Genomic DNA, 20,978 nt, shown 5'->3' with positions numbered 1-20,978 from the left:
GGCCCGGTGGCCGATCCCGCGGCCGGCCGCGGGATCGGCCACCGGGGCTCATGCGAGGGTCACCAGGGGGCGCTGCAGGCGATGGCGCCCGCAGCGTCCTCCACGCACGCAACCGCCGAGTAGGTCGCACCGTCCCAGTACCAGCCGGTGTACGAGCTCGCGCCTTGGTCGTACACGTTGTGGTAGTCGGAGATCCGCTTGTAGTCGCCTCCGTTGACGGACCGCTCCAGCCACCCCGTGCAGACCTCGCCGTTGCTCGCCGTCTGGCTCTGGTAGGTCCCCATGCTGGCCTGCGACGAGTCGTTGGAGTACAGGATCGCCTCGCACTTACCCGCCCAGGCGGTGCCGCGTACGGTGGTGCCGGCCGCCGCGGCATGGGCCGCGGGAGCCATGAACACACCGGCGAGGGCCGTCGCCGCGACGGCCACCGCCTTCACCGCCAGAGCGGACCTTTTCGCTGTCATTCGCATTGCTCTCCTCACAGACGGGCCGCACCTTCGGCGACCGCTCCGCGAGTCTTGCGAACGGGTCCAACGGTTTCCCAACGCCCGCCCAACGAGCGTGCGGCGCTCCCCGACCGGGCCCGACGAGCTGGTCGCAGGGGGTGCTCGCACCCCTCCCACCGTGACCCGCCAGGCGCGCTCCTCCGCAGGCCGGCGGCCGGCACGGGAGCCGTGGACCGGCGAGGACCGGAAATCCTGTCTTCCCGTGGCAACCTGGTCAAAACCACTCGTTGACGACAGCGACGGTGACAGTGGCCCGACCGCATCGGGTCGTCGGCTGTCAGGGAAGGGCAGTTCACCGTCGGCGTCCCGGCGCCGGTGGGTGGAGGAGCGCAAGCTCACCACCCCGCCCGCGCCCACCTGCTGATGACGGTCTCGGTCGACGCCACGGCGGGGGATTCATGCGCACGGCGCCAGGAGCGGTTGCCGTCCTGGCAGACGTGCGCCGGTTCCGTCTGGCGGGTGGTGCCGTGGGCGGGGGGTGTCGCCACGAGCGGCGCACAGGACGGGCCCGTGGCGGGCTCAGCTCTGGCGCCACCGGGCAACGAGGTCGTCGGCGCTCGTCTCGCTCTTCGCGTCGGTCCCCACACTGCCGAGCCCTGTGCTGCCGCCTTCGCTCTGCCACTGTTCAAGCAGTTGCCGCTGCCGCTCACCGTCGAGGTGCTCCACCCAGGCGCGGTTCTCCGGCGACAACTGGCTGATCATCCTGTCCAACCCCTGTTCGGCCATCGCGCACGCCTCCCGCAATCATGACGACATAGCCTCACCTGCCGTCCTACGTCCAGGGTCCCAAGCGTCGCGTCCGCCCGCCACTCAGGCGACCGCGGCGGGGCGCGACACCGCGCGCGGTCACGCTCGATCCCGGCCGGCTTCCGACCTGCGGTGTCAGCGGGGCAGTCGCGGCGGCGCACAGGGCACGGGCTCGAACTGGGCCGGGGCCCCACCCCTCCAACCTTGTTCGATTCTCTGTTCGCTTCCATGGGTGAAAACGCGGCGAGCCGTCGCAGAAGCTGTGGGGTCAGACGAAGGCCGGCCTGGACTCCGCCGCCATCAAGCTGGAGCGAGAGCCCGACGTGGTGGGCGGCCACGCCCGCCGCGCCGGTACGGGGGGCTCCGCCCGCCATGGCTGTGAACGCCACGATCGTGTCGTTCACCCGCGGTGGCAGGGCGCTCCGGCCGGGATCGGCGGCATCGACTCCTGGCACACCGAGGTCGCGGGACCGCCGGGGTGGACGGTCTGCACCGAACGGTGACGCTCAGTTGTCGGGGAGCCGCCAACCCCGGTCGCCCGCAAGCCGCATGGCCGCCTCCGGGCCCCACGAGCCGCGCGCGTACGGCAGCGGGTCGGGGTGCTCACGCAGCACGGCGTCGCACACCTGCCACAGCCGTTCGATCTCCTCGGCGCCGGTGTAGAGCGTCTGGTCGCCGTGCATCGCGTCGAGCAGCAACTTCTCGTACGCTTCGAGCGGTTCCACGCTGGGGAACGCTTCGCCGAACCGCAACTCCAGCCGGGCGTCGGCCAGCACCATCTCCGGGCCGGGCTTCTTGGCACGCAGCACCACCGACACCTCTGGTTCGTCGGTGAGTTCCAGCACGATCTCGTTGGGATCGCCCTGCCTGCAGGAGGCCGCGCCGAACAGCGCCTGCGGCGGGTTGCGGAACCCGACGGTCACCACCCGGCGCGACTGGGCCATCGACTTGCCGGTCCGCAGCAGGAAGGGCACACCCTGCCAGCGCCAGTTGTCGATCCAGGCGCGGACGGCGGCGAAGGTCTCGACCGTGGAGTGCGGATCGACGCCATCCTCGTCGCGGTATCCCTCGTACTGCCCGAACACCACCTCGTCCTGCGCGAAGGGCCGCAGGGACTGGTAGACCTTGTACTTCTCGGCCCGCAGTTCCTTCCCGCCGATCCGCACCGGCGGCTCCAGCGCGACGAAGCCGAGGATCTGGCACAGGTGGGTGGTGACCATGTCCCGGAAGGTGCCGGTGCCCTCCATGAAGGCGGCCCGGCCCTCGATACCGAGGTCCTCCGGCACGTCGATCTGCACGTAGGCGATGTGGTCCCGGTTCCACGCCGGTTCGAACAGGCCGTTGGCGAAGCGCAGCGCGAGGATGTTCTGGACCGGCTCCTTGCCGAGGAAGTGGTCGATCCGGAAGACGCGTTCCTCCGGGACCACCTCGTGCACCGCCGCGTTCAGCGCCTTCGCACTCGCCTCGTCACTGCCGAACGGCTTCTCCATGATCAGTGACGCCTTCTCGGCGAGGCCGGTGGCGCCGACCATCTGGATCATGGGCTTCATGGTGCTCGGCGGGACCGACATGTAGACCAGCGTGCGGGCCCGCTCGCCCGCGTCCTGCTGTGCCTGCCGCACTGCGGCCGCCAGGTCCTCGCCGTCGTCCGCCGACGACGTCTGGAAGCGGATGTGGGCGGCGAAAGCCGTCCAGACATCGTCCTCGAACACCTCGCCGGCGTGTTCACGGACCTTCGCGGCCAATCTGTCGCGGAATTCCGCGTCGGTGCCGGGTGAATGCCGGCCCGAGCCGATGATCGCGAACTCGTCGGGCAGCATCTGGGCGCGAAAGAGTTTGTAGAGGCCGGGAAAGAGTTTCCGCCCGGCCAGATCGCCGGTCGCGCCGAACAGGACGAGGATCTGCGGATCCGCGGGGGCGGCGGAGGTCCGGTCGGCAGAGGTCATGGTGCGCGTCTCCTCGCTTTCGGGGTGCTGCGGCGCCTGCGGTGGATGTGCGGCACGGTCCTGCCGGGCGAGTCTAGGTTTCCGCACCGCCGATTCCGGCGACCCGCCGTCCCGGGCGTCCGCGGCGCCACCACGATCGACCGAACGGCGGCGCGTTCGACCACCCGACCGAGCCGCGGCCGACCGGCCGCGGCTCGGTCGGCCGCGGCTCAATTCCTGTCGTCCCGACGGTGCACAAAAGGCCCGCTGGATTGGCATTTGGCCAGGTCAGCGTGTTTTCAGCCCGATTCGAGATCATCCTTGCGGGACGCCCGACCGTCGGTTTCCTGCAAACCCCGGAGCGTTCGTCCCTGGTGCGGTGGGGGCGGGGCAGGCCGGGCTTCGCGGTGAGGCGGGTGCTGAGGGTGTCGCCGGCGCGGACGACGGTGTGCAGGTCGGGGTGTCATGGTGGAGTCGGGTATGGGAACTGCCCGAATGCCCTGCCGCTGACATGATCGACGGCGTTGTTCAGGGCTGGCAGGCTGGCGCGATGCGGATACCCAGACAAGCAGCCAGAGTCGCGGTCCTGGACCCAGCGGGGTCGATCTTCATGTTCCGGTATGACAACGAGGAAGTCGGCGTCCACTGGGCGATGCCTGGCGGCGGGCTGGATCCGGGAGAGTCACCGCTGCAGGCGGCTGAGCGCGAGTTGCGCGAGGAGACGGGGTGGACCGACATCGAGGTCGACGGCACCGTGCTGTGCCTGTGGGAACACGACTTCACCAGGGCCGGGGTGGCGGTTCGTCAGCACGAGCAGATCTTCCTCGCGCGTGGTCCCCGCCGAGATCCAGTCGGCGATCTGGCTGCTGCGCATGCCGCGGACAAAATCCTCCGATGGAGGTGGTGGTCGCCCGAGGATCTGGCCGGTGATTCCGAGCCGTTGTGGCCGCCGCAGCTGCCCGCATTGCTCGCCGTGTGGAAAGACGGTGCCCCGGCGACGCCCATCGACCTTGGCTACGTCCGCAACGGGGCCGTCAGCGCGAGCTGACCGGAAGGCGCATCTCAGGAGCCTTGCTTCGGCTGATCTCGGCTGATCTCGGCTGCGTAGGCGCCCCAGCCTCCGGCGGCGGCTCGTTGTCCCTCGCTCGGCCGGGAAGGTGAGATCGCGGGCGATCTTCTGGACCGGGCCCAGAGGCGCCGCCCTACCACTCCCTGACCCGCTGAATGCCAGCTCAGAGAGGGTGCGGCGGCAGCCGCCCGTCAGATGTCGCGGAAGATCTCGATCTGCGCACCGATCGTGTTCAGCCGCTCGGCCAGATCCTCGTAGCCGCGGTTGATGACGTAGACGTTGCGCAGCACCGAGGTGCCCTCGGCCGCCATCATGGCCAGCAGGACGACCACCGCGGGGCGCAGCGCCGGCGGGCACATCATCTCCGAGGCGCGCCAGCGGGTGGGGCCCTCCACCATGATCCGGTGCGGGTCGAGGAGCTTGACGGCCGCGCCGAGCCGGGTCAGCTCGGTGAGGTAGATCGCGCGGTTGTCGTAGACCCAGTCGTGGATGAGGGTCGAGCCCTGGGCGGTCGCGGCGATGGCCGCGAAGAAGGGCACGTTGTCGATGTTCAGGCCGGGGAAGGGCATCGGGTGGATCTTGTCGATCGGCGAGCGCAGCTTGGACGGGCGGACGGTGAGGTCCACCAGCCGGGTACGGCCGTTGTCCGCGCGGTATTCCGGGGTGAGTTCGAAGTCCAGGCCCATCTCCTCCAGGACCGCGAGCTCGATCTCCAGGAACTCGATCGGCGCCCGGCGGATGGTCAGCTCGGACTCGGTGACCACGGCCGCGGCCAGCAGGCTCATCGCCTCGACCGGGTCCTCGGAGGGCGCGTAGTCGACGTTCTTGTCGATGTGCGCCACGCCGTGCACGGTCAGCGTGGTGGTGCCGATGCCCTCGACCTTGACGCCCAGCTCTTCGAGGAAGAAGCACAGGTCCTGGACCATGTAGTTGGAGCTGGCGTTGCGGATGACGGTGACGCCCTCGTAGCGGGCGGCCGCCAGCAGCGCGTTCTCGGTCACGGTGTCGCCGCGCTCGGTCAGCACGATCGGGCGGTGCGGGGCGACTCCGCCGGCCACCTCGGCGTGGTAGAAGCCGTCGGTGGCGGTGACGTCGAGACCGAAGTGCCGCAGCGCGTTCATGTGCGGTTGGACCGTTCGGGTGCCGAGGTCGCAGCCGCCTGCGTACGGGATCCTGAAGCGGTCGGTCCTGTGCAGCAGCGGGCCGAGGAACATGATCACGCTGCGGGTGCGCCGGGCGGCCTCGGTGTCCATCGCGGCCAGGTCGAGCGTGGCGGGCGGGACGATCTCCAGGTCGTTGCCGTCGTTGATCCACCGGGTGCGCACCCCGATGCTGCCGAGCACTTCGAGGATGCGGTAGACCTCCTCGATCCTGGCGACCCGGCGCAGAGTGGTGCGGCCGGCGTTCAGCAGCGTCGCGCACAGCAGGGCGACGCAGGCGTTCTTGCTCGTCTTGACGTCTATGGCACCGGATAGCCGACGGCCGCCGACCACCCGCAGGTGCATGGGGCCCGAGTAGCCGAGGGAGACGATCTCGCTGTCGAGGGCCTCGCCGATCCTGGCGATCATCTCAAGGCTGATGTTCTGGTTGCCCCGCTCGATCCGGTTCACCGCGCTCTGGCTGGTGCCGAGCGCGTCCGCCAGATGGGTCTGTGTCCAGCCGCGATGCTGCCGGGCGTCCCTGATGAGCCTGCCGATACGTACGAGGTAGTCGTCGGTCATACGGGTGACCCTATCTCATATATGAGATGGAGCAACGCGGGTACCGCCATTCGTGGCCCTGTCCACCATGACCCGAACGGCCGCTTGCGCCCGCCCCGGACGGCGGCACCGGCCGACTTCACCGTACCTACTGTGGCCCGTCGCGCAACCCCCGCCACATACGTCACATCCGGGCCCGAGGTCGCGCGGGGAACGGTACGGCGGCCGCACATGAACCTTCCGCCGTCATGTACTAGAGTTATCTCGACATCGAGATATCTGCCGAGGCGTACCGGGACAGCGCTGGCAGCGCCGCCGCCGGGATGCGCGCAAGGACGCAGGACGACGCATGAAGGAGACTGCCGTGTCGGCGAACAGCTTCGACGCCCGCAGCACACTGCAGGTGGGCGACGAGTCGTACGAGATTTTCCGGCTGGACAAGGTCGAGGGCTCCGCCCGGCTGCCGTACAGCCTGAAGGTGCTGCTGGAGAACCTGCTCCGCACCGAGGACGGCGCGAACATCACCGCCGGGCACATCCGGGCGGTCGGCGGCTGGGACTCGCAGGCGCAGCCGAGCCAGGAGATCCAGTTCACGCCGGCCCGGGTGATCATGCAGGACTTCACCGGCGTGCCGTGCGTGGTGGACCTGGCCACCATGCGCGAGGCGGTGAAGGAGCTGGGCGGCGACCCGGCCCGTATCAACCCGCTGGCGCCGGCCGAGCTGGTCATCGACCACTCGGTGATCGCCGACCGCTTCGGCACCCCCGACGCGTTCGCGCAGAACGTCGAGTTGGAGTACGGCCGGAACAAGGAGCGGTACCAGTTCCTGCGCTGGGGCCAGACCGCCTTCGACGAGTTCAAGGTCGTCCCGCCCGGCACCGGCATCGTTCACCAGGTGAACATCGAGCACCTGGCCCGTACCGTCATGGTCAGGAACGGCCAGGCCTACCCCGACACCCTGGTCGGCACCGACTCGCACACCACCATGGTCAACGGCCTCGGCGTGCTCGGCTGGGGCGTCGGCGGCATCGAGGCCGAGGCCGCGATGCTCGGCCAGCCGGTCTCCATGCTGATCCCGCGGGTGGTCGGCTTCAAGCTGACCGGCGAGCTGCCCACCGGCACCACCGCCACCGACCTGGTGCTCACCATCACCGAGATGCTGCGCCGGCACGGGGTCGTCGGCAAGTTCGTGGAGTTCTACGGCGAGGGCGTCGGCGCCACGTCGCTGGCCAACCGCGCCACCATCGGCAACATGTCGCCGGAGTTCGGCTCCACCGCCGCGATCTTCCCGATCGATGCAGAGACCATCAACTACCTGAAGCTGACCGGCCGCTCCGAGCAGCAGGTGGCGCTCGTCGAGGCGTACGCCAAGGAACAGGGCCTGTGGCTGGACCCGGCCGCCGAGCCGGACTACTCCGAGAAGCTGGAGCTGGACCTGTCCACGGTGGTCCCCTCCATCGCCGGGCCCAAGCGCCCGCAGGACCGGATCGTGCTGGCGCGGGCCGCCGAGCAGTTCGCCGTCGACGTGCGCAACTACGTGACCGACGACGAGGAGGCGGGCAAGGAGTCCTTCCCGGCCTCCGACTCCCCGGCCATGCACAACGGCGTGCCGTCCAAGCCGACCCTGGTCACCGCCGAGGACGGCAGCACGTACGAGATCGACCACGGCGCCGTCACGGTCGCCGCCATCACCTCCTGCACGAACACCTCGAACCCCTACGTGATGGTGGCCGCCGCGCTGGTGGCCAAGAAGGCGGTCGAGAAGGGCCTGACCCGCAAGCCCTGGGTCAAGACCACGCTGGCCCCCGGCTCGAAGGTCGTCACCGACTACTTCGACAAGGCCGGCCTGACCCCGTACCTGGACAAGCTCGGCTTCAACCTGGTCGGCTACGGCTGCACCACCTGCATCGGCAACTCCGGGCCACTGCCCGAGGAGGTCTCCCAGGCGGTCAACGAGGCGGACCTTGCGGTCGCCGCCGTGCTGTCCGGCAACCGCAACTTCGAGGGCCGGATCAACCCGGACGTCAAGATGAACTACCTGGCCTCGCCGCCGCTGGTCGTCGCGTACGCCATCGCGGGCTCGATGAGGCTGGACATCACCCGGGACGCGCTGGGCATCGACCAGGACGGCAAGCCGGTCCACCTCGACGACATCTGGCCGACCGAGGCCGAGGTCAACGACGTGGTCGCCTCCGCGATCGGTGAGGACATGTTCCGCACCTCCTACAGCGACGTCTTCGCCGGCGACGCCCAGTGGCAGGCGCTGCCGATCCCGACCGGCGACACCTTCGAGTGGGACCCGCAGTCCACCTACGTCCGCAAGCCCCCGTACTTCGAGGGCATGGGCACGGAGCCCGAGCCGGTCACCGACATCAGCGGCGCCCGGGTGCTCGCCAAGCTCGGCGACTCGGTCACCACCGACCACATCTCGCCGGCCGGTGCGATCAAGGCCGACACGCCGGCCGGGCAGTACCTGACCGAGCACGGTGTGGAGCGTCGCGACTTCAACAGCTACGGCTCGCGCCGCGGCAACCACGAGGTCATGATCCGCGGCACCTTCGCCAACATCCGGCTGCGCAACCAGATCGCCCCCGGCACCGAGGGCGGCTTCACGCGCGACTTCACCCAGCCGGGCGGGCCGGTGGCGTTCATCTACGACGCCTCGCGCCACTACATCGAGCAGGGCACCCCGCTGGTCGTCCTGGCGGGCAAGGAGTACGGCTCGGGCTCGTCGCGCGACTGGGCCGCCAAGGGCACCGCGCTGCTCGGCGTCAAGGCGGTCATCGCGGAGTCCTACGAGCGCATCCACCGCTCCAACCTGATCGGCATGGGCGTGCTGCCGCTGCAGTTCCCCGAGGGCGCCACGGCGGCCACGCTGGGCCTCACGGGCGAGGAGACGTACTCCTTCACGGGCGTCACCGCGCTCAACGACGGCACGACTCCCCGCACGGTCAAGGTCAGCACCGACACCGGTGTGGAGTTCGACGCCGTGGTCCGGATCGACACTCCCGGTGAAGCGGACTATTACCGCAATGGCGGCATCATGCAGTACGTGCTGAGGTCGCTCATCCAGCGGTAGCCCGACCGGGGTTACTCGCAAGTAGTGCGGACCGCGTCTCCCCGTCCGGGGAGGCGCGGTCCGTCCCATTTGCGGAAGCCAATCGGTCGATCGTCCGCCATCGGCTCGCGGGGGTCGCCCTGACCTGCGGTTTTCTCGTCCCGCATTTCGGACAGGTCTCAACTCGGGAAAGCTTGCCGACCAAACGCCCTCTTGATCTTGCCCTGCCGGAGAGAAGTGGACTATACCTGTGCGCGTCCAGGGAACCTGCTGGAGCACGGGGTCAGGCGGGTCAATCGGCAGGGTGGCACCGCCGGTCGTCGGATATCGTTCCCTGCCTCACTGGATGCACGGCATCACTCAAGCTTCAACTGTTCGCGGGCGTCGGCGGATTCCGCTGCACCGCATGAGTCCTGGAGAAGGCGAGGACTTGAGCATGGGATCCGAGTTCAACCGGCGCGATGCAATCAAGCGGGCAATGGCGATCGGCGTGGTGGCGATTCCGTCGGGTTCGCTGCTGTCGGCATGTGCCACGTCCAGTGGTGGGGACAAGAACAAGCCGGTGGCGACCGGCACCAAGTCGGCCAACAACCCGCTCGGTGTCAAGAACGGCGCGCCGCTGGAGGCGTTCGTCTTCAAGGGCGGCTTCGGCGACGACTACATCAAGGCCGCCGAGTCCGCGTACAACACGAGCTACGGCGTAACTGTCAAGCACACCGGCACGCAGGCCATAGGGCCGAAGCTGCAGCCGCGCTTCGCCAACAACACGCCGCCGGACTTCATGGACAACTCCGGTGCCGACAACCTCGACACCGCGGCCCTCGCCAAGGAGGGCAAGCTGCTGGACCTGACGCCGCTGCTGGACGCCCCGACGATCGACGACCCGGCCAAGAAGGTCCGCGACGTCCTGATCGCCGGCACCGTCGAGCAGGGCCAGTTCGGCTCGCAGCAGATGTACGCGCTGAACTACGCCTTCACCGTCTACGGCAGCTGGTACTCCAACAAGCTCTTCCAGGCCAAGGGCTGGACCTACCCCAAGACCTTCGACGAGATGATCGCGCTCGGCGCCAAGACCAAGGCCGCCGGTATCGCGCTGTTCACCTACCCGGGCAAGTACCCGTACTACGTGCACTTCGACCTCTTCGCCCAGATCGGCAAGGTCGGCGGCAAGGAGGTCCTCAACGCCATCGACGACCTGGAGGACGGCGCCTTCCAGGTCGACGCGGTCAAGCAGGTCGTGGGCTACTACGAGGAACTGGCCGCCAAGAAGTACTTCCTGGCCGGCTCCGAGGGCAAGACGCACATCCAGATGCAGACCGACTGGACCAAGGGCAAGGCGGCCCTGGTGGCCGACGGCTCGTGGGTGGAGAACGAGGCCGCCCCGACCATGCCCAAGGACTTCGACCTGGCGGTCGGCCCGCTGGTCGGCGGCGGCGACAGCGACAAGCTGCCCTTCGGCACGCTCTACGCGGCAGCCGGTGAGCCCTTCATCGTGGCAGCCAACGGCAAGAACCCGGCCGGCGGCATGGAGCTGCTGCGCATCATGCTGGCCAAGAAGCAGACGGACAACTTCACCAACACCATCAAGTCGCTCACCTGCGTCGCCGGTTCGGCCGAGGGCCTGACCCTCACCCCGGGCCTGGCCTCGGCGAGCGCGGCGCTCAAGGCGGCGGGTCCGAACGTGCTCAACGCGCGCATCCAGGACTGGTACGTCAAGCTCAACCAGGAGACGATCGGCAACCTGACGGCCCAGCTGCTCACCGGGCAGATCAACGCCGCCAAGTGGATCGAGGGCGCCCAGAAGGCCTCCGACGCCACCAAGAAGGACTCGTCCGTGCCCAAGTTCAAGCACCTGTGATCGGTAACCCCCTCTAACGGCTGAGACGAGAGCGACCGGCGACATGCGACACGGCAAGTACCGGTTCATCATCGGGTTTCTGGCGATTCCCCTGGCGCTGTACGGGGTCCTTGTGATCTCGCCCTTCGTGCAGGACTTCCAGATCTCCTTGACGGACTGGACCGGGCTCACCCCCGACAAGCACTACATCGGGTTCGACAACTACCGGAAGATCATTCACAACCACCTCTTCTGGCAGTCGCTGTGGCACAACATCCTGCTGCTGCTGATCGTGCCGGTCGTGACGCTGGCGCTCGGTCTGTTCTTCGCTTTCATGCTCAACGTCGGCGGCCGGCGCAAAGGCAGCGCGTCGGTCGCCGGCGTCAGGGGGTCGGGCGCCTACAAGATCATCTTCTTCTTCCCCCAGGTGCTCTCCGTCGCGGTGATCGCCATCCTGTGGCAGCAGATCTACAACCCGGACCCCGAGGAGGGCGTGCTCAACGTCGTCCTGCACGGCATCGGGCTCGGCTCGCAGGCCCAGTCCTGGCTCGGCGACCCGAAACTCGCGCTGGCCTGCATCATGGCGGTGATGGTCTGGGCGAACGTCGGCTTCTACGTGGTGCTCTTCTCGGCGGGCATGTCCTCCATCCCGACCGAGATCTACGAGGCCTCGCTCCTGGACGGCGCCAACCGGACGACCACCTTCTTCCGGGTCACCCTGCCGCTGCTGTCCGACACCGTCGCCACCGGCTGGGTCTACATGGGCATCATCGCCATGGACGCCTTCGCCTACGTGCAGCTGATGTCGGTCAACAACGGCGGTCCCAACGAGAAGACCGACGTCGTACCGCTGCTGCTGTTCAAGACGGCCTTCCGGGACAACAGCCAGTACGGCCTGGCGGCGGCCATGGGTGTCGCCATGCTGATCGTGACGCTGGTGTTCGCCGTACTGACGCTGCGGCTGTCGCGCCGCGAGCGTATCGAGTTCTAGGGGTGCCCCGATGACAACCGAGACGATCGACGGGGCCCCGGGCTCCGCGCCCCGCAAGTCCGGCTCGCCCGCCTCCGACGCGGCCCGCTGGAAATGGCGGCGCAGCGAGGGCGGCGTGCTGAACGCCTTCAGCCATGTCTTCCTCGCCGTGTGGGCGCTGATGGTGGGCCTGCCGCTGCTGTGGGCGCTGTGGAGCTCCTTCAAGAGTTCAGGGGACATCCTCAGCCACCCGCTGTCACTGCCGACCCACCTGCACTTCGAGAACTGGTCCCACGCCTGGACGAAGGCGAACATGGGCCAGTACTTCATCAACACCATCATCGTGGTCGGCTTCTCGACCGTCGGCACCATGCTGTTCGGCTCGATGGCTGCCTACGTTCTGGCCCGGTTCGAATTCCCCGGCAACCGGCTGATCTACTTCCTCTTCGTGGGAGGCATGGCCTTCCCGGTGGTCATGGTGCTGGTGCCGCTCTTCTTCGTCACCACCAACCTCGGCATCATCAACACCCTGCCGGGGCTGATCCTGGTCTACATCGCCTACTCGCTGCCCTTCACCGTCTTCTTCATGACGTCCTTCTTCCGCACCCTGCCGACCTCGGTGGCGGAGGCGGCACTGGTGGACGGCGCGTCCCACACCAGGACCTTCTTCCAGATCATGGTGCCGATGGCCAAGCCCGGAATCATCAGCATCGGGATCTTCAACGTGCTCGGGCAGTGGAACCAGTACCTGCTGCCGCTGGTGCTGAACCAGGGCGACACCAACAAGTGGGTGCTCACCCAGGGGCTGGCCGACCTCGCCGTGCAGCAGGGCTATCAGGGCGACTGGGGCGGGCTCTTCGCGGGCCTGTCGATCGCGATGCTCCCGGTGCTGGCCGTCTACATCGTCTTCCAGCGCCAGGTGCAGGCCGGACTCACCGCGGGGGCCCTCAAGTAGCGCGCGCCCGCAGGCTCCCGCAGCCCTCCCCGGGCCCCCGTGGACCCTCCCGTGCACGGCCGGCCGGCCCCCGGCGGCTCCGCTTCCCGCGGAGCCGCCGCTCGGCGCTCCCCGAGCCGATTCGCATAACGGTGTGGTTCTCCCCCTTGACGGGACATCACCCCAAACACTCAACTTAGAGTTCACATGTTGTAGACGACGGGGTCTCGCTGGTGTGCTGCATCTGCATCAGGGCTCGGCCCCGTCCCGTGCGGGCAAGCGGACACGGGCCGCCTGCCGGGCAGGAGTGGATGTCGTGGAGACTCCGGGATCGCAGTCATCACTGCACCGGGCCAATCTGGAACGCGTGGTGCGCGCCGTACGACTGGCCGGATCGCTCACCCAGGCGGAGATCGCGCGCAGCACCGGTCTGTCGGCCGCGACAGTGTCCAATATCGTACGTGAGCTGCGGGACAACGGAACGGTGCAGGTCACGCCGACCTCCTCGGGGGGTCGGCGGGCGCGCAGCGTGGCGCTGTCCGGGGACGCCGGCATCGTGGTCGGCGTCGATTTCGGCCACTCCCACCTGCGGGTCGCCGTGGGCAACCTGGCGCACCAGGTGCTGGCCGAGCAGTCCGAGCCGATCGACGTGGACGCCTCGGCCTCGCAGGGCTTCGACCGGGCCGAGCAGCTGGTGGCCCGCCTCGTGGAGTCCACCGGCATCAGCGCCGACAAGGTGCTCGGCGTCGGCCTCGGGGTGCCCGGGCCGATCGACGTGGAGTCCGGCGCGCTCGGCTCGACCGCGATCCTGCCGGGCTGGAGCGGCATCAACCCGCGCCAGGAGATGTCCGACCGGCTCGGCGTCCCGGTCCAGGTGGACAACGACGCCAATCTCGGCGCGCTCGGCGAGCTGGTCTGGGGCGGCGGCCGCGGGGTCAAGGACCTGGCCTACATCAAGGTGGCCAGCGGAGTCGGCGCGGGCCTGGTGATAGACGGCCGGATCTACCGCGGCCCGGGGGGCACGGCCGGCGAGATCGGCCACATCACGCTGGACGAGTCGGGGCCGGTCTGCCGCTGCGGCAACCGCGGCTGCCTGGAGACCTTCACCGCGGCCCGCTACGTGCTGGAGCTGCTGCGCGGCAGCCACGGCGAGGGCCTGACCGTGCCGCGCATGGTGCAGCTGGCCCGCGAGGGCGACCCGGGCTGCCGCCGGGTGACCGGCGACGTCGGGCGGCACATCGGCATGGGCGTGGCCAGTTTGTGCAACCTGCTCAACCCCAGCCGGATCGTGCTCGGCGGCGATCTGGCGGAGGCGGGGGAGCTGGTGCTCGGCCCGATAAGGGAGTCGGTGTCCCGTTACGCGATCCCCAGCGCCGCCCAGCGGCTGTCGGTGGTACCCGGTGCGCTGGGAGCCCGGGCGGAGGTTCTGGGCGCTCTTGCCCTGGTCCTGAGCGAGATGGGCGATTCGACCCTTTTGGATGGGAATCAACCGGTTGACACACCGGCCTTTTCGGCATAACTGAGCGTTCACACTGCTAACGAAACGCGCCGTTGCCATCTCGTTAAGTGTTTACTTCTTGACGACAGGGTGTCAGCCGGAGTTGACTCACCAGCACCTCGGCCGCGGTGTTGCGGCCCTGTCAGGGAGGCATCTTCACATGAACGCAATGACGCGTCGCATCGTCGTCGGGACAGCAGCTGTTTCGATAGCGCTCACCATGGCCGCCTGCGGTAAGGCCGGTGACAACAAGAGCTCCAGCAGCAACAGCAGCAGCGACAGCAAGAACAAGTCCATCGGCCTGCTGCTGCCGGAGAACGCGACGACCCGGTACGAGAAGTTCGACAAGCCGCTGATCGAGAAGAAGATCGCCGAGCTGTGCCCGGACTGCAACGTGCAGTACGACAACGCGGCCGGTGACCCGGCCAAGCAGGCCCAGCAGGTCAGCAGCATGATCGCCAAGGGCGTCAAGGTCCTCATCCTGGACGCCCAGGACTCGACCGGTATCAAGTCCTCCGTCCAGGCCGCAGTCGACAAGGGCATCAAGGTCGTCGCCTACGACCGCCTCGCCGAGGGTCCGATCTCCGCCTACGTCTCCTACGACAACGAGAAGATCGGCGAGCTGCAGGGCCAGGCCCTGCTCGACGCCATGGGCCCGAAGGCCACGCCGTCCGCCAACGTTGTCATGATCAACGGTGACCCGGCCGACCCGAACGCCGCCATGTTCAAGGCCGGCGCCCACAAGGTGCTGGACGGCAAGGTCAAGATCGCCTACGAGCAGTCCGGCCTGTGGAAGGACACCGTCGCCGCGCAGAAGATGTCCGCTGCGATCACCCAGCTCGGCAAGGGCAACATCGCCGGCGTCTACTCCGCCAACGACGGTATGGCCGGTGGTATCGCGACCGCCCTCAAGGGCGCCGGCATCAACCCGCCGCTGACCGGTCAGGACGCGGAACTCGCGGGTGTGCAGCGGCTGCTGGCCGGCACGCAGACCAGCACGATCTACAAGCCCTACGCGCCCGAGGCCGACGCCACCGCCGAGATCGCGGTGGACCTGGTGAACGGCAAGGACTTCAAGAGCGTCGCCGACACCACCGCCAAGCAGCTCGGCGGATCCGAGATCCCGTCCAAGCTGCTGCCGGCCTTCTCCGTGACCAAGGCCAACATCAAGGACACGGTCGTGAAGGACAACCTGTACACCAAGGACCAGATCTGCACGTCGGACTTCGCCGCGGCCTGCGCCGCCGCCGGCATCTCCTAGTCCGGACCCCGCGGTTCGGGCCGGTTCACCGTCCCCGCACCGCAAACCGCAAGCCTGTCCGGCGCCCCACCCCGACAAAACACCCCGCTAGGGGCGGGGTGCCGGACGGAAACGCTTGCGGGAGCAGCAATCGGGGCAGGGGTACTACCCCTTCCCCGTTCACTTTGTAATCCTGTGCTCTGTGCACTCCCTCCGCGGCTGTTCTGTTCAGCACGCGGCATCCCCGCCGGTCAGGCGGCGAAGGAGATGGTTCACGTGTCCGCTACGCCCGTGCTGGCGTTGCGCGGAGTCTCCAAGCGATTCGGTGCGGTCCAGGCCCTCACCGATGTCGAGTTGGAGGTCCACGCCGGAGAGGTTGTCGCCCTTGTTGGTGACAACGGAGCCGGTAAGTCGACCCTGGTCAAGACCATCGCGGGCGTTCACCCCGTCGACGAGGGCGTTATCGAGTGGGAAGGCCGGCCGGTGCACATCAACCGGCCGCAGGACGCCCAGGGTCTCGGTATAGCCACGGTCTACCAGGACCTCGCGCTGTGCGACAACCTCGATGTTGTCGGTAATCTCTACCTCGGCCGCGAGCTGCTGCGTTACGGCAGCCTCGACGAGGTCACGATGGAAAAGCGCTCCCGCGAACTTCTGAACACGCTGTCGATCCGCATTCCCAGCGTCAGAATCCCGATCGCCAGCCTCTCCGGCGGCCAGCGCCAGGTGGTGGCCATCGCCCGCGCACTGATCGGCGAGCCCAAGGTCGTCATCCTCGACGAGCCGACCGCCGCCCTCGGTGTCGAGCAGACCGCCCAGGTCCTCGACCTGGTCGAGCGGCTGCGCGAGCGCCGGCTCGGCGTCATCCTCATCAGCCACAACATGGCCGACGTCACGGCGGTCGCGGACACCGTCCACGTGCTGCGCCTCGGCAAGAACAACGGTGCGTTCCCGGTCAAGGGCACCACCAACGAACAGATCATCGCTGCGATCACCGGAGCCACGGACAACGCCGTGACCCGCCGGCTGGCGCGCAACGCGGAGGCGACCCAGTGAGCGACAAGACCACGATGCGACAGCCGCTGGACGAGGTGCCGCCGCCGGCCGTGGCGCCGCTGGACCCCCGGCTGCTGGTCCGTGAGGAGGGCCTGAAGGGCTACCTCACCGAGTTCAAGCGCAAGTTGAAGGGCGGCGAGCTGGGCTCGCTGCCGGTCATCCTCGCGCTGGTGATCATCTGGACCATCTTCCAGCTGAAGGACAGCCTGTTCCTCAGCTCCGCGAACATGGTCAACATCTGCTACTTCATGGCCGGCACCGGCATGCTCGCCGTCGGCCTGGTCTTCGTGCTGCTGCTCGGTGAGATCGACCTGTCGGTCGCCTCGGTCAGCGGTCTGGCCGCGGCGGTCTTCGCCAGCCTGAGCGTCACCCACAACATCAACGCGTGGGTCGCGGTCGTGCTGACGGTCCTCACCGGTATCGCCATCGGCGCGATCCACGGCTTCTTCTTCGCCAAGATCGGCGTCCCGGCGTTCGTCGTCACCCTGGCCGGCTTCCTCGGCTGGACCGGTCTGATGCAGTGGCTGCTGCGCGGCACGGGCAGCCTCACGATCCAGGACAAGGGCCTGCTGCACGTCCTGGGCCAGCGCTCGTTCTTCATGAACCAGAGCATCGCCGGCGCGTACATCCTGGCGACCCTGGGCGTCGGCGCGCTGCTGGTCGGCTCGCTGATCGACCAGAGCCGCCGCCGGTCCGCCGGCGTGCCCTTCCGGCCCACCGGCGAGATCCTGGTCCGCACCGTCGCGCTGGCCGTCGTGGCGTACGTCGCCGCGTACGTGCTCAACAAGTCCGCCGGTGTGCCCAATGCCCTGGTGATCTTCCTGGCCACCCTGGTGATCTGTGACTTCGTGCTGCGCCGCACCACCTTCGGCCGCAAGATCTTCGCGGTCGGCGGCAGCATCGAGGCCGCCCGCCGCGCCGGTATCAACGTCGCCATGATCCGCATCGTCGTCTTCGCCATCTCCGGCGGCTTCGCGGCCATCGGCGGCCTGTTCCTGGCCGGCCAGACCTACACCGCCACCCTGCAGGCCGGTACCGGCAACCTGCTGATGCTCGCCATCGCAGCCGCCGTCATCGGCGGTACGAGCCTGTTCGGCGGTCGCGGCAACGTCTGGTCCGCCCTGCTCGGCATGCTGGTCATCCAGTCCATCCAGACCGGTCTTGACCTGCTGAACATGGACCAGTCGATCCAGTACATGATCACCGGCGCGGTTCTGCTCGCCGCCGTGGTCGTCGACTCGGTGTCCCGCCGCACCCAGCGCAGCTCCGGCCGCGCGTAACACGCACACCCCGCACCGCCGGTCGGACCTGGCCTTCCAGGACCGGCCGGCGGTTCGGCGTGCGCGGGCCCGAGGGAAGAGGGCAGGAGCGCCGTGACGGAGATCGCACGGGGCGGCCGACGCGCCGGTAACCGGAACATTAGACTCGTCCAAGGCCAGATCGGCCGGGAGCGACAGGCAGAGGAGGATCGGGTGGCAGTGCTGACCCGTATCAACGGACCACGCGACCTCGACCGGCTCGACCAGCAGCAGCTCGTGCAGCTGGCCGGCGAGATCCGCTCCTTCCTCGTCGAAGCGGTCTCCAAGACCGGTGGGCATCTGGGCCCCAACCTCGGCGTGGTGGAACTGACGATCGCGCTGCACCGGGTCTTCCACTCGCCCGCCGACCGCATCCTGTTCGACACCGGCCACCAGGCGTACGTGCACAAGCTGCTGACGGGGCGCCAGGACTTCGCCCGGCTCAAGAGCACCGGGGGCCTGTCCGGTTACCCCTCGCGCGCCGAGTCCGAGCACGACGTGATCGAGAACAGCCACGCCTCGACCGTGCTGGGCTGGGCCGACGGCCTGGCCAAGGCCAACGAGCTGCTGGAGCGCGACGACCACGTCGTCGCCGTCATCGGCGACGGGGCGCTGACCGGCGGCATGGCCTGGGAGGCGCTGAACAACATCGCCGCCGCCAAGGACCGCCCGCTGGTGATCGTCGTCAACGACAACGAGTGGTCGTACTCGCCGACCATCGGCGGCCTGGCCAACCACCTGGCCACCCTGCGCACGACCGACGGCTACGAGCAGTTCCTGGCCCGCACCAAGGAGCTCCTCGAGCGCACCCCGCTCATCGGCCGCCCGCTCTACGAGACGCTGCACGGCGCCAAGAAGGGCCTGAAGGACTTCATCACCCCGCAGGGGATGTTCGAGGACCTGGGCCTGAAGTACGTCGGCCCGATCGACGGCCACGACATCGAGGCAGTGGAGTCCGCCCTCCAGCGCGCCCGCCGCTTCGGCGGCCCGGTGATCGTGCACTGCATCACCGAGAAGGGCCGCGGCTACACCCCGGCCGAGCGCGACGAGACCGACCGCTTCCACGGCATCGGCCCGATCCACCCCGACACCGGACTGCCCATCGCCGCGGCCGGCGCCGACTGGACCTCGGTCTTCGGCGACGAGATGCTGGAGCTGGGCAAGGAGCGCTCCGACATCGTGGCCATCACCGCCGCGATGCTGCACCCGGTGGGCCTGACCAAATTCGCCGCCGCCTTCCCCGACCGGGTCTACGACGTCGGCATCGCCGAGCAGCACGGCGCCGTGTCGGCCGCGGGCCTGGCCACCGGCGGCCTGCACCCGGTCTTCGCGGTCTACGCGACCTTCCTCAACCGGGCCTTCGACCAGGTGCTGATGGACGTCGCCTTGCACAAGTGCGGCGTCACCTTCGTGCTCGACCGGGCCGGCGTGACCGGCAGTGACGGCGCCTCGCACAACGGCATGTGGGACATGTCGATCCTCCAGGTCGTGCCCGGCCTGCGGATCGCCGCCCCGCGCGACGCCGACCAGGTCAGGGCGCAGCTGCGGGAGGCCGTCGCGGTCGAGGACGCCCCCACCGTGGTCCGCTACTCCAAGGGCGCGGTCGGCCCGGCGGTCGCCGCGGTCGGCCGGGTCGGCGGCATGGACGTGCTGCGCGAGCCGGCCGGCGACGGGCAGCCCGACGTGCTGCTGGTCTCGGTGGGCGCGCTGGCCCCGATGTGCCTGGAGATCGCCGCGCTGCTCGACGCCCAGGGCATCACCAGCACCGTGGTCGACCCGCGCTGGGTCAAGCCGGTGGACGACGCGCTGCCCGGCCTGGCCGCCCGGCACCGCCTGGTGGTCACCGTCGAGGACAACGGCAGGGTCGGCGGTGTCGGCTCGGCGATCGCGCAGGCGCTGCGCGACGCCGAGGTGGACGTGCCGCTGCGCGACTTCGGCATTCCGCCGCAGTTCCTCGCCCACGGCTCCCGCAAGGACGTCATGGCCGCGATCGGGCTGACCGCGCCGGACATCGCCCGCCAGGTCACCGGGGTGTTCGCCACCATCGACGGCCGGTTCGCCGACGCGGCGGCCGGCGGCGGCGCGAGCAGCACCGCGGAGCTCGCGAAGGACTGACCGTGCCGCGCCCCCGGGACCGCGTGGCGGCCCGGGAGCCCCGTTAACGGGGCTCCCGGGACCGGTGGTAGAAATGCGCGAGAGCAGTGCGGATGATCGAGGTGGCGTAGCAATGACGGAGTCCAAGGGACCCGACACTCCGGGCGGTTCGGCGGCCCCGAAGAAGAAGCGCAGGTCCGTGGTCGACCGGCTGCGCCCGTACGCGATCGGCGTGACGGCGATGGTCGTGGTCTTCGGTGCGTCGGCGGTGATCGGTGCCCACGTCCGCGGCAACAAGGACGTGAAGGTCTCCGAGCCCAGCGGCGCGGTCGCCGCGGCCCGGCCGCCGGCGGCGCCCCCCACGGACGGCGCGTCACCGAGCCCCGCCCCCGCCGCGGGCCCCAAGCTCGCCATCCCGGTGCGCCCGACCGTCCCGGTGACCGTCACGGTCTACGAGGACCTGCGCAGCCCCGACTCCAAGGCCTTCCACGAGGAGTACGAGGCGACCTTCCAGCAGCTGCTGACCACCGGCCAGGTGACCATCGACTACCGCCTGGTGACCGTTTCGGACAAGCAGTACGGCGGCTCCGGCGCCCTGGTGGCGGCCAATGCCGCGGCCTGCGCGCAGGACCAGGGCCGCTTCTCCGCCTTCGTCGGCCAGGTGTGGAAGCACCAGCCGAGCGACCCCAAGGTCGACGGGTTCGCGAGCGAGAAGATGATGCGCAAGCTGGCCGACAAGGCGGGCAAGATCCAGACCGCCAGCTTCGACCCGTGCATCGAGCAGCGCGACCACGAGGGCTGGGTGGACAAGTCGCAGGCGGACTTCGCCGCCTCGGGCTTCGGTACGGTCCCGGTCGTGGAGGTCAACGGAGTCGCGGTCAAGACCGTGCACACCTCGCTGACGCCGGCGAAGCTGCGCGCCCAGATCCTCAAGGAGGCCAAGCGGGTCATCGCCCTGCAGGCCGTCCCGACGGACACTCCCGCGCTGGCCGGCTGACGCTCTTTCGGCTTTCTGCCGCCCCTCGCGATCGGGCGATTCACCCCTT

At 68.9% G+C, this 20,978-nt stretch carries 15 protein-coding genes; 11 read left to right on the top strand and 4 right to left on the bottom strand.

What is annotated here, in order from left to right; genetic code table 11:
- Positions 1 to 59: 59 nt before the first annotated feature.
- The 3 genes from BUE44_RS21215 to zwf form a co-directional block, all read right to left on the bottom strand.
- Positions 60 to 464 carry a hypothetical protein gene (locus tag BUE44_RS21215; RefSeq protein WP_143172536.1) on the bottom strand — a complete coding sequence of 135 codons (405 nt, stop codon included), beginning with the start codon at positions 462 to 464 and terminating at the stop codon, positions 60 to 62.
- 561 nt (positions 465 to 1,025) lie between these two features.
- Complete coding sequence (locus tag BUE44_RS21210; protein ID WP_073500550.1) at positions 1,026 to 1,232, bottom strand: hypothetical protein; 207 nt, start codon at positions 1,230 to 1,232, stop codon at positions 1,026 to 1,028.
- Between the two features lie 527 nt (positions 1,233 to 1,759).
- Positions 1,760 to 3,199 (bottom strand): glucose-6-phosphate dehydrogenase, encoded by a 1,440-nt coding sequence (zwf, locus tag BUE44_RS21205; protein ID WP_073500549.1) that lies wholly within the window; start codon positions 3,197 to 3,199, stop codon positions 1,760 to 1,762.
- A 490-nt stretch (positions 3,200 to 3,689) separates the two neighbouring features.
- Between zwf and BUE44_RS21200 the strand changes: the two genes are divergently transcribed.
- Positions 3,690 to 4,226 carry an NUDIX hydrolase gene (locus BUE44_RS21200; RefSeq protein WP_235002318.1) on the top strand — a complete coding sequence of 179 codons (537 nt, stop codon included), beginning with the start codon at positions 3,690 to 3,692 and terminating at the stop codon, positions 4,224 to 4,226.
- A gap of 212 nt (positions 4,227 to 4,438) precedes the next feature.
- On the opposite strand, the gene BUE44_RS21195 is transcribed toward BUE44_RS21200, so the two are convergent.
- Positions 4,439 to 5,968 carry a helix-turn-helix domain-containing protein gene (locus BUE44_RS21195; protein WP_073500548.1) on the bottom strand — a complete coding sequence of 510 codons (1,530 nt, stop codon included), beginning with the start codon at positions 5,966 to 5,968 and terminating at the stop codon, positions 4,439 to 4,441.
- Between the two features lie 343 nt (positions 5,969 to 6,311).
- Between BUE44_RS21195 and acnA the strand changes: the two genes are divergently transcribed.
- The 10 genes from acnA to BUE44_RS21145 all read left to right on the top strand — a co-directional run bounded on the left by acnA (position 6,312) and on the right by BUE44_RS21145 (position 20,929).
- Complete coding sequence (acnA, locus tag BUE44_RS21190) at positions 6,312 to 9,026, top strand: aconitate hydratase AcnA (RefSeq protein WP_073500635.1); 2,715 nt, start codon at positions 6,312 to 6,314, stop codon at positions 9,024 to 9,026.
- 415 nt (positions 9,027 to 9,441) lie between these two features.
- The gene (gene ngcE / locus BUE44_RS21185; protein WP_107415793.1) at positions 9,442 to 10,863 is read left to right on the top strand and encodes an N-acetylglucosamine/diacetylchitobiose ABC transporter substrate-binding protein; all 1,422 of its coding nucleotides are present in this window, start codon (positions 9,442 to 9,444) and stop codon (positions 10,861 to 10,863) included.
- A 43-nt stretch (positions 10,864 to 10,906) separates the two neighbouring features.
- Complete coding sequence (locus BUE44_RS21180; RefSeq protein ID WP_073500546.1) at positions 10,907 to 11,833, top strand: carbohydrate ABC transporter permease; 927 nt, start codon at positions 10,907 to 10,909, stop codon at positions 11,831 to 11,833.
- Between the two features lie 10 nt (positions 11,834 to 11,843).
- On the top strand, positions 11,844 to 12,767 hold the full coding sequence (locus BUE44_RS21175; protein WP_073500545.1) for a carbohydrate ABC transporter permease: 924 nt from the start codon (positions 11,844 to 11,846) through the stop codon (positions 12,765 to 12,767).
- Between the two features lie 295 nt (positions 12,768 to 13,062).
- Positions 13,063 to 14,265, top strand: coding sequence for an ROK family transcriptional regulator (locus BUE44_RS21170; RefSeq protein ID WP_073500544.1), 1,203 nt, complete (start codon positions 13,063 to 13,065; stop codon positions 14,263 to 14,265).
- Positions 14,266 to 14,404: 139 nt separating this feature from the next.
- Positions 14,405 to 15,505 (top strand): sugar ABC transporter substrate-binding protein, encoded by a 1,101-nt coding sequence (locus tag BUE44_RS21165; protein WP_073500543.1) that lies wholly within the window; start codon positions 14,405 to 14,407, stop codon positions 15,503 to 15,505.
- 246 nt (positions 15,506 to 15,751) lie between these two features.
- A complete protein-coding gene (locus BUE44_RS21160) occupies positions 15,752 to 16,540 on the top strand; it encodes an ATP-binding cassette domain-containing protein (RefSeq protein ID WP_073500542.1) in 789 nt (262 codons plus the stop codon).
- 14 nt (positions 16,541 to 16,554) lie between these two features.
- The gene (locus BUE44_RS21155; protein ID WP_073500634.1) at positions 16,555 to 17,820 is read left to right on the top strand and encodes a sugar ABC transporter permease; all 1,266 of its coding nucleotides are present in this window, start codon (positions 16,555 to 16,557) and stop codon (positions 17,818 to 17,820) included.
- A 192-nt stretch (positions 17,821 to 18,012) separates the two neighbouring features.
- The gene (dxs, locus tag BUE44_RS21150) at positions 18,013 to 19,953 is read left to right on the top strand and encodes a 1-deoxy-D-xylulose-5-phosphate synthase (RefSeq protein ID WP_073500541.1); all 1,941 of its coding nucleotides are present in this window, start codon (positions 18,013 to 18,015) and stop codon (positions 19,951 to 19,953) included.
- Positions 19,954 to 20,065: 112 nt separating this feature from the next.
- Positions 20,066 to 20,929, top strand: coding sequence for a DsbA family protein (locus tag BUE44_RS21145; protein WP_235002317.1), 864 nt, complete (start codon positions 20,066 to 20,068; stop codon positions 20,927 to 20,929).
- Positions 20,930 to 20,978: the final 49 nt, after the last annotated feature.

This window comes from Actinacidiphila paucisporea (assembly GCF_900142575.1).
In the GTDB taxonomy this organism is placed as follows: Bacteria; Actinomycetota; Actinomycetes; order Streptomycetales; family Streptomycetaceae; genus Actinacidiphila; species Actinacidiphila paucisporea.
This window is presented reverse-complemented; position numbering and strand designations above follow the sequence as displayed.

Excerpts from the sequence above, each read along its gene's own strand:
- BUE44_RS21160 (WP_073500542.1), top strand. The coding sequence starts at position 15,752 with ATGGTTCACGTGTCCGCTACGCCCGTGCTGGCGTTGCGCGGAGTCTCC.
- ngcE (WP_107415793.1), top strand. The coding sequence starts at position 9,442 with ATGGGATCCGAGTTCAACCGGCGCGATGCAATCAAGCGGGCAATGGCG.
- zwf (WP_073500549.1), bottom strand. The coding sequence starts at position 3,199 with ATGACCTCTGCCGACCGGACCTCCGCCGCCCCCGCGGATCCGCAGATC.
- BUE44_RS21175 (WP_073500545.1), top strand. The coding sequence starts at position 11,844 with ATGACAACCGAGACGATCGACGGGGCCCCGGGCTCCGCGCCCCGCAAG.
- BUE44_RS21195 (WP_073500548.1), bottom strand. The coding sequence starts at position 5,968 with ATGACCGACGACTACCTCGTACGTATCGGCAGGCTCATCAGGGACGCC.
- BUE44_RS21210 (WP_073500550.1), bottom strand. The coding sequence starts at position 1,232 with ATGGCCGAACAGGGGTTGGACAGGATGATCAGCCAGTTGTCGCCGGAG.
- BUE44_RS21165 (WP_073500543.1), top strand. The coding sequence starts at position 14,405 with ATGAACGCAATGACGCGTCGCATCGTCGTCGGGACAGCAGCTGTTTCG.
- BUE44_RS21200 (WP_235002318.1), top strand. The coding sequence starts at position 3,690 with ATGATCGACGGCGTTGTTCAGGGCTGGCAGGCTGGCGCGATGCGGATA.
- BUE44_RS21145 (WP_235002317.1), top strand. The coding sequence starts at position 20,066 with ATGACGGAGTCCAAGGGACCCGACACTCCGGGCGGTTCGGCGGCCCCG.
- BUE44_RS21215 (WP_143172536.1), bottom strand. The coding sequence starts at position 464 with ATGACAGCGAAAAGGTCCGCTCTGGCGGTGAAGGCGGTGGCCGTCGCG.
- BUE44_RS21180 (WP_073500546.1), top strand. The coding sequence starts at position 10,907 with ATGCGACACGGCAAGTACCGGTTCATCATCGGGTTTCTGGCGATTCCC.
- BUE44_RS21155 (WP_073500634.1), top strand. The coding sequence starts at position 16,555 with ATGCGACAGCCGCTGGACGAGGTGCCGCCGCCGGCCGTGGCGCCGCTG.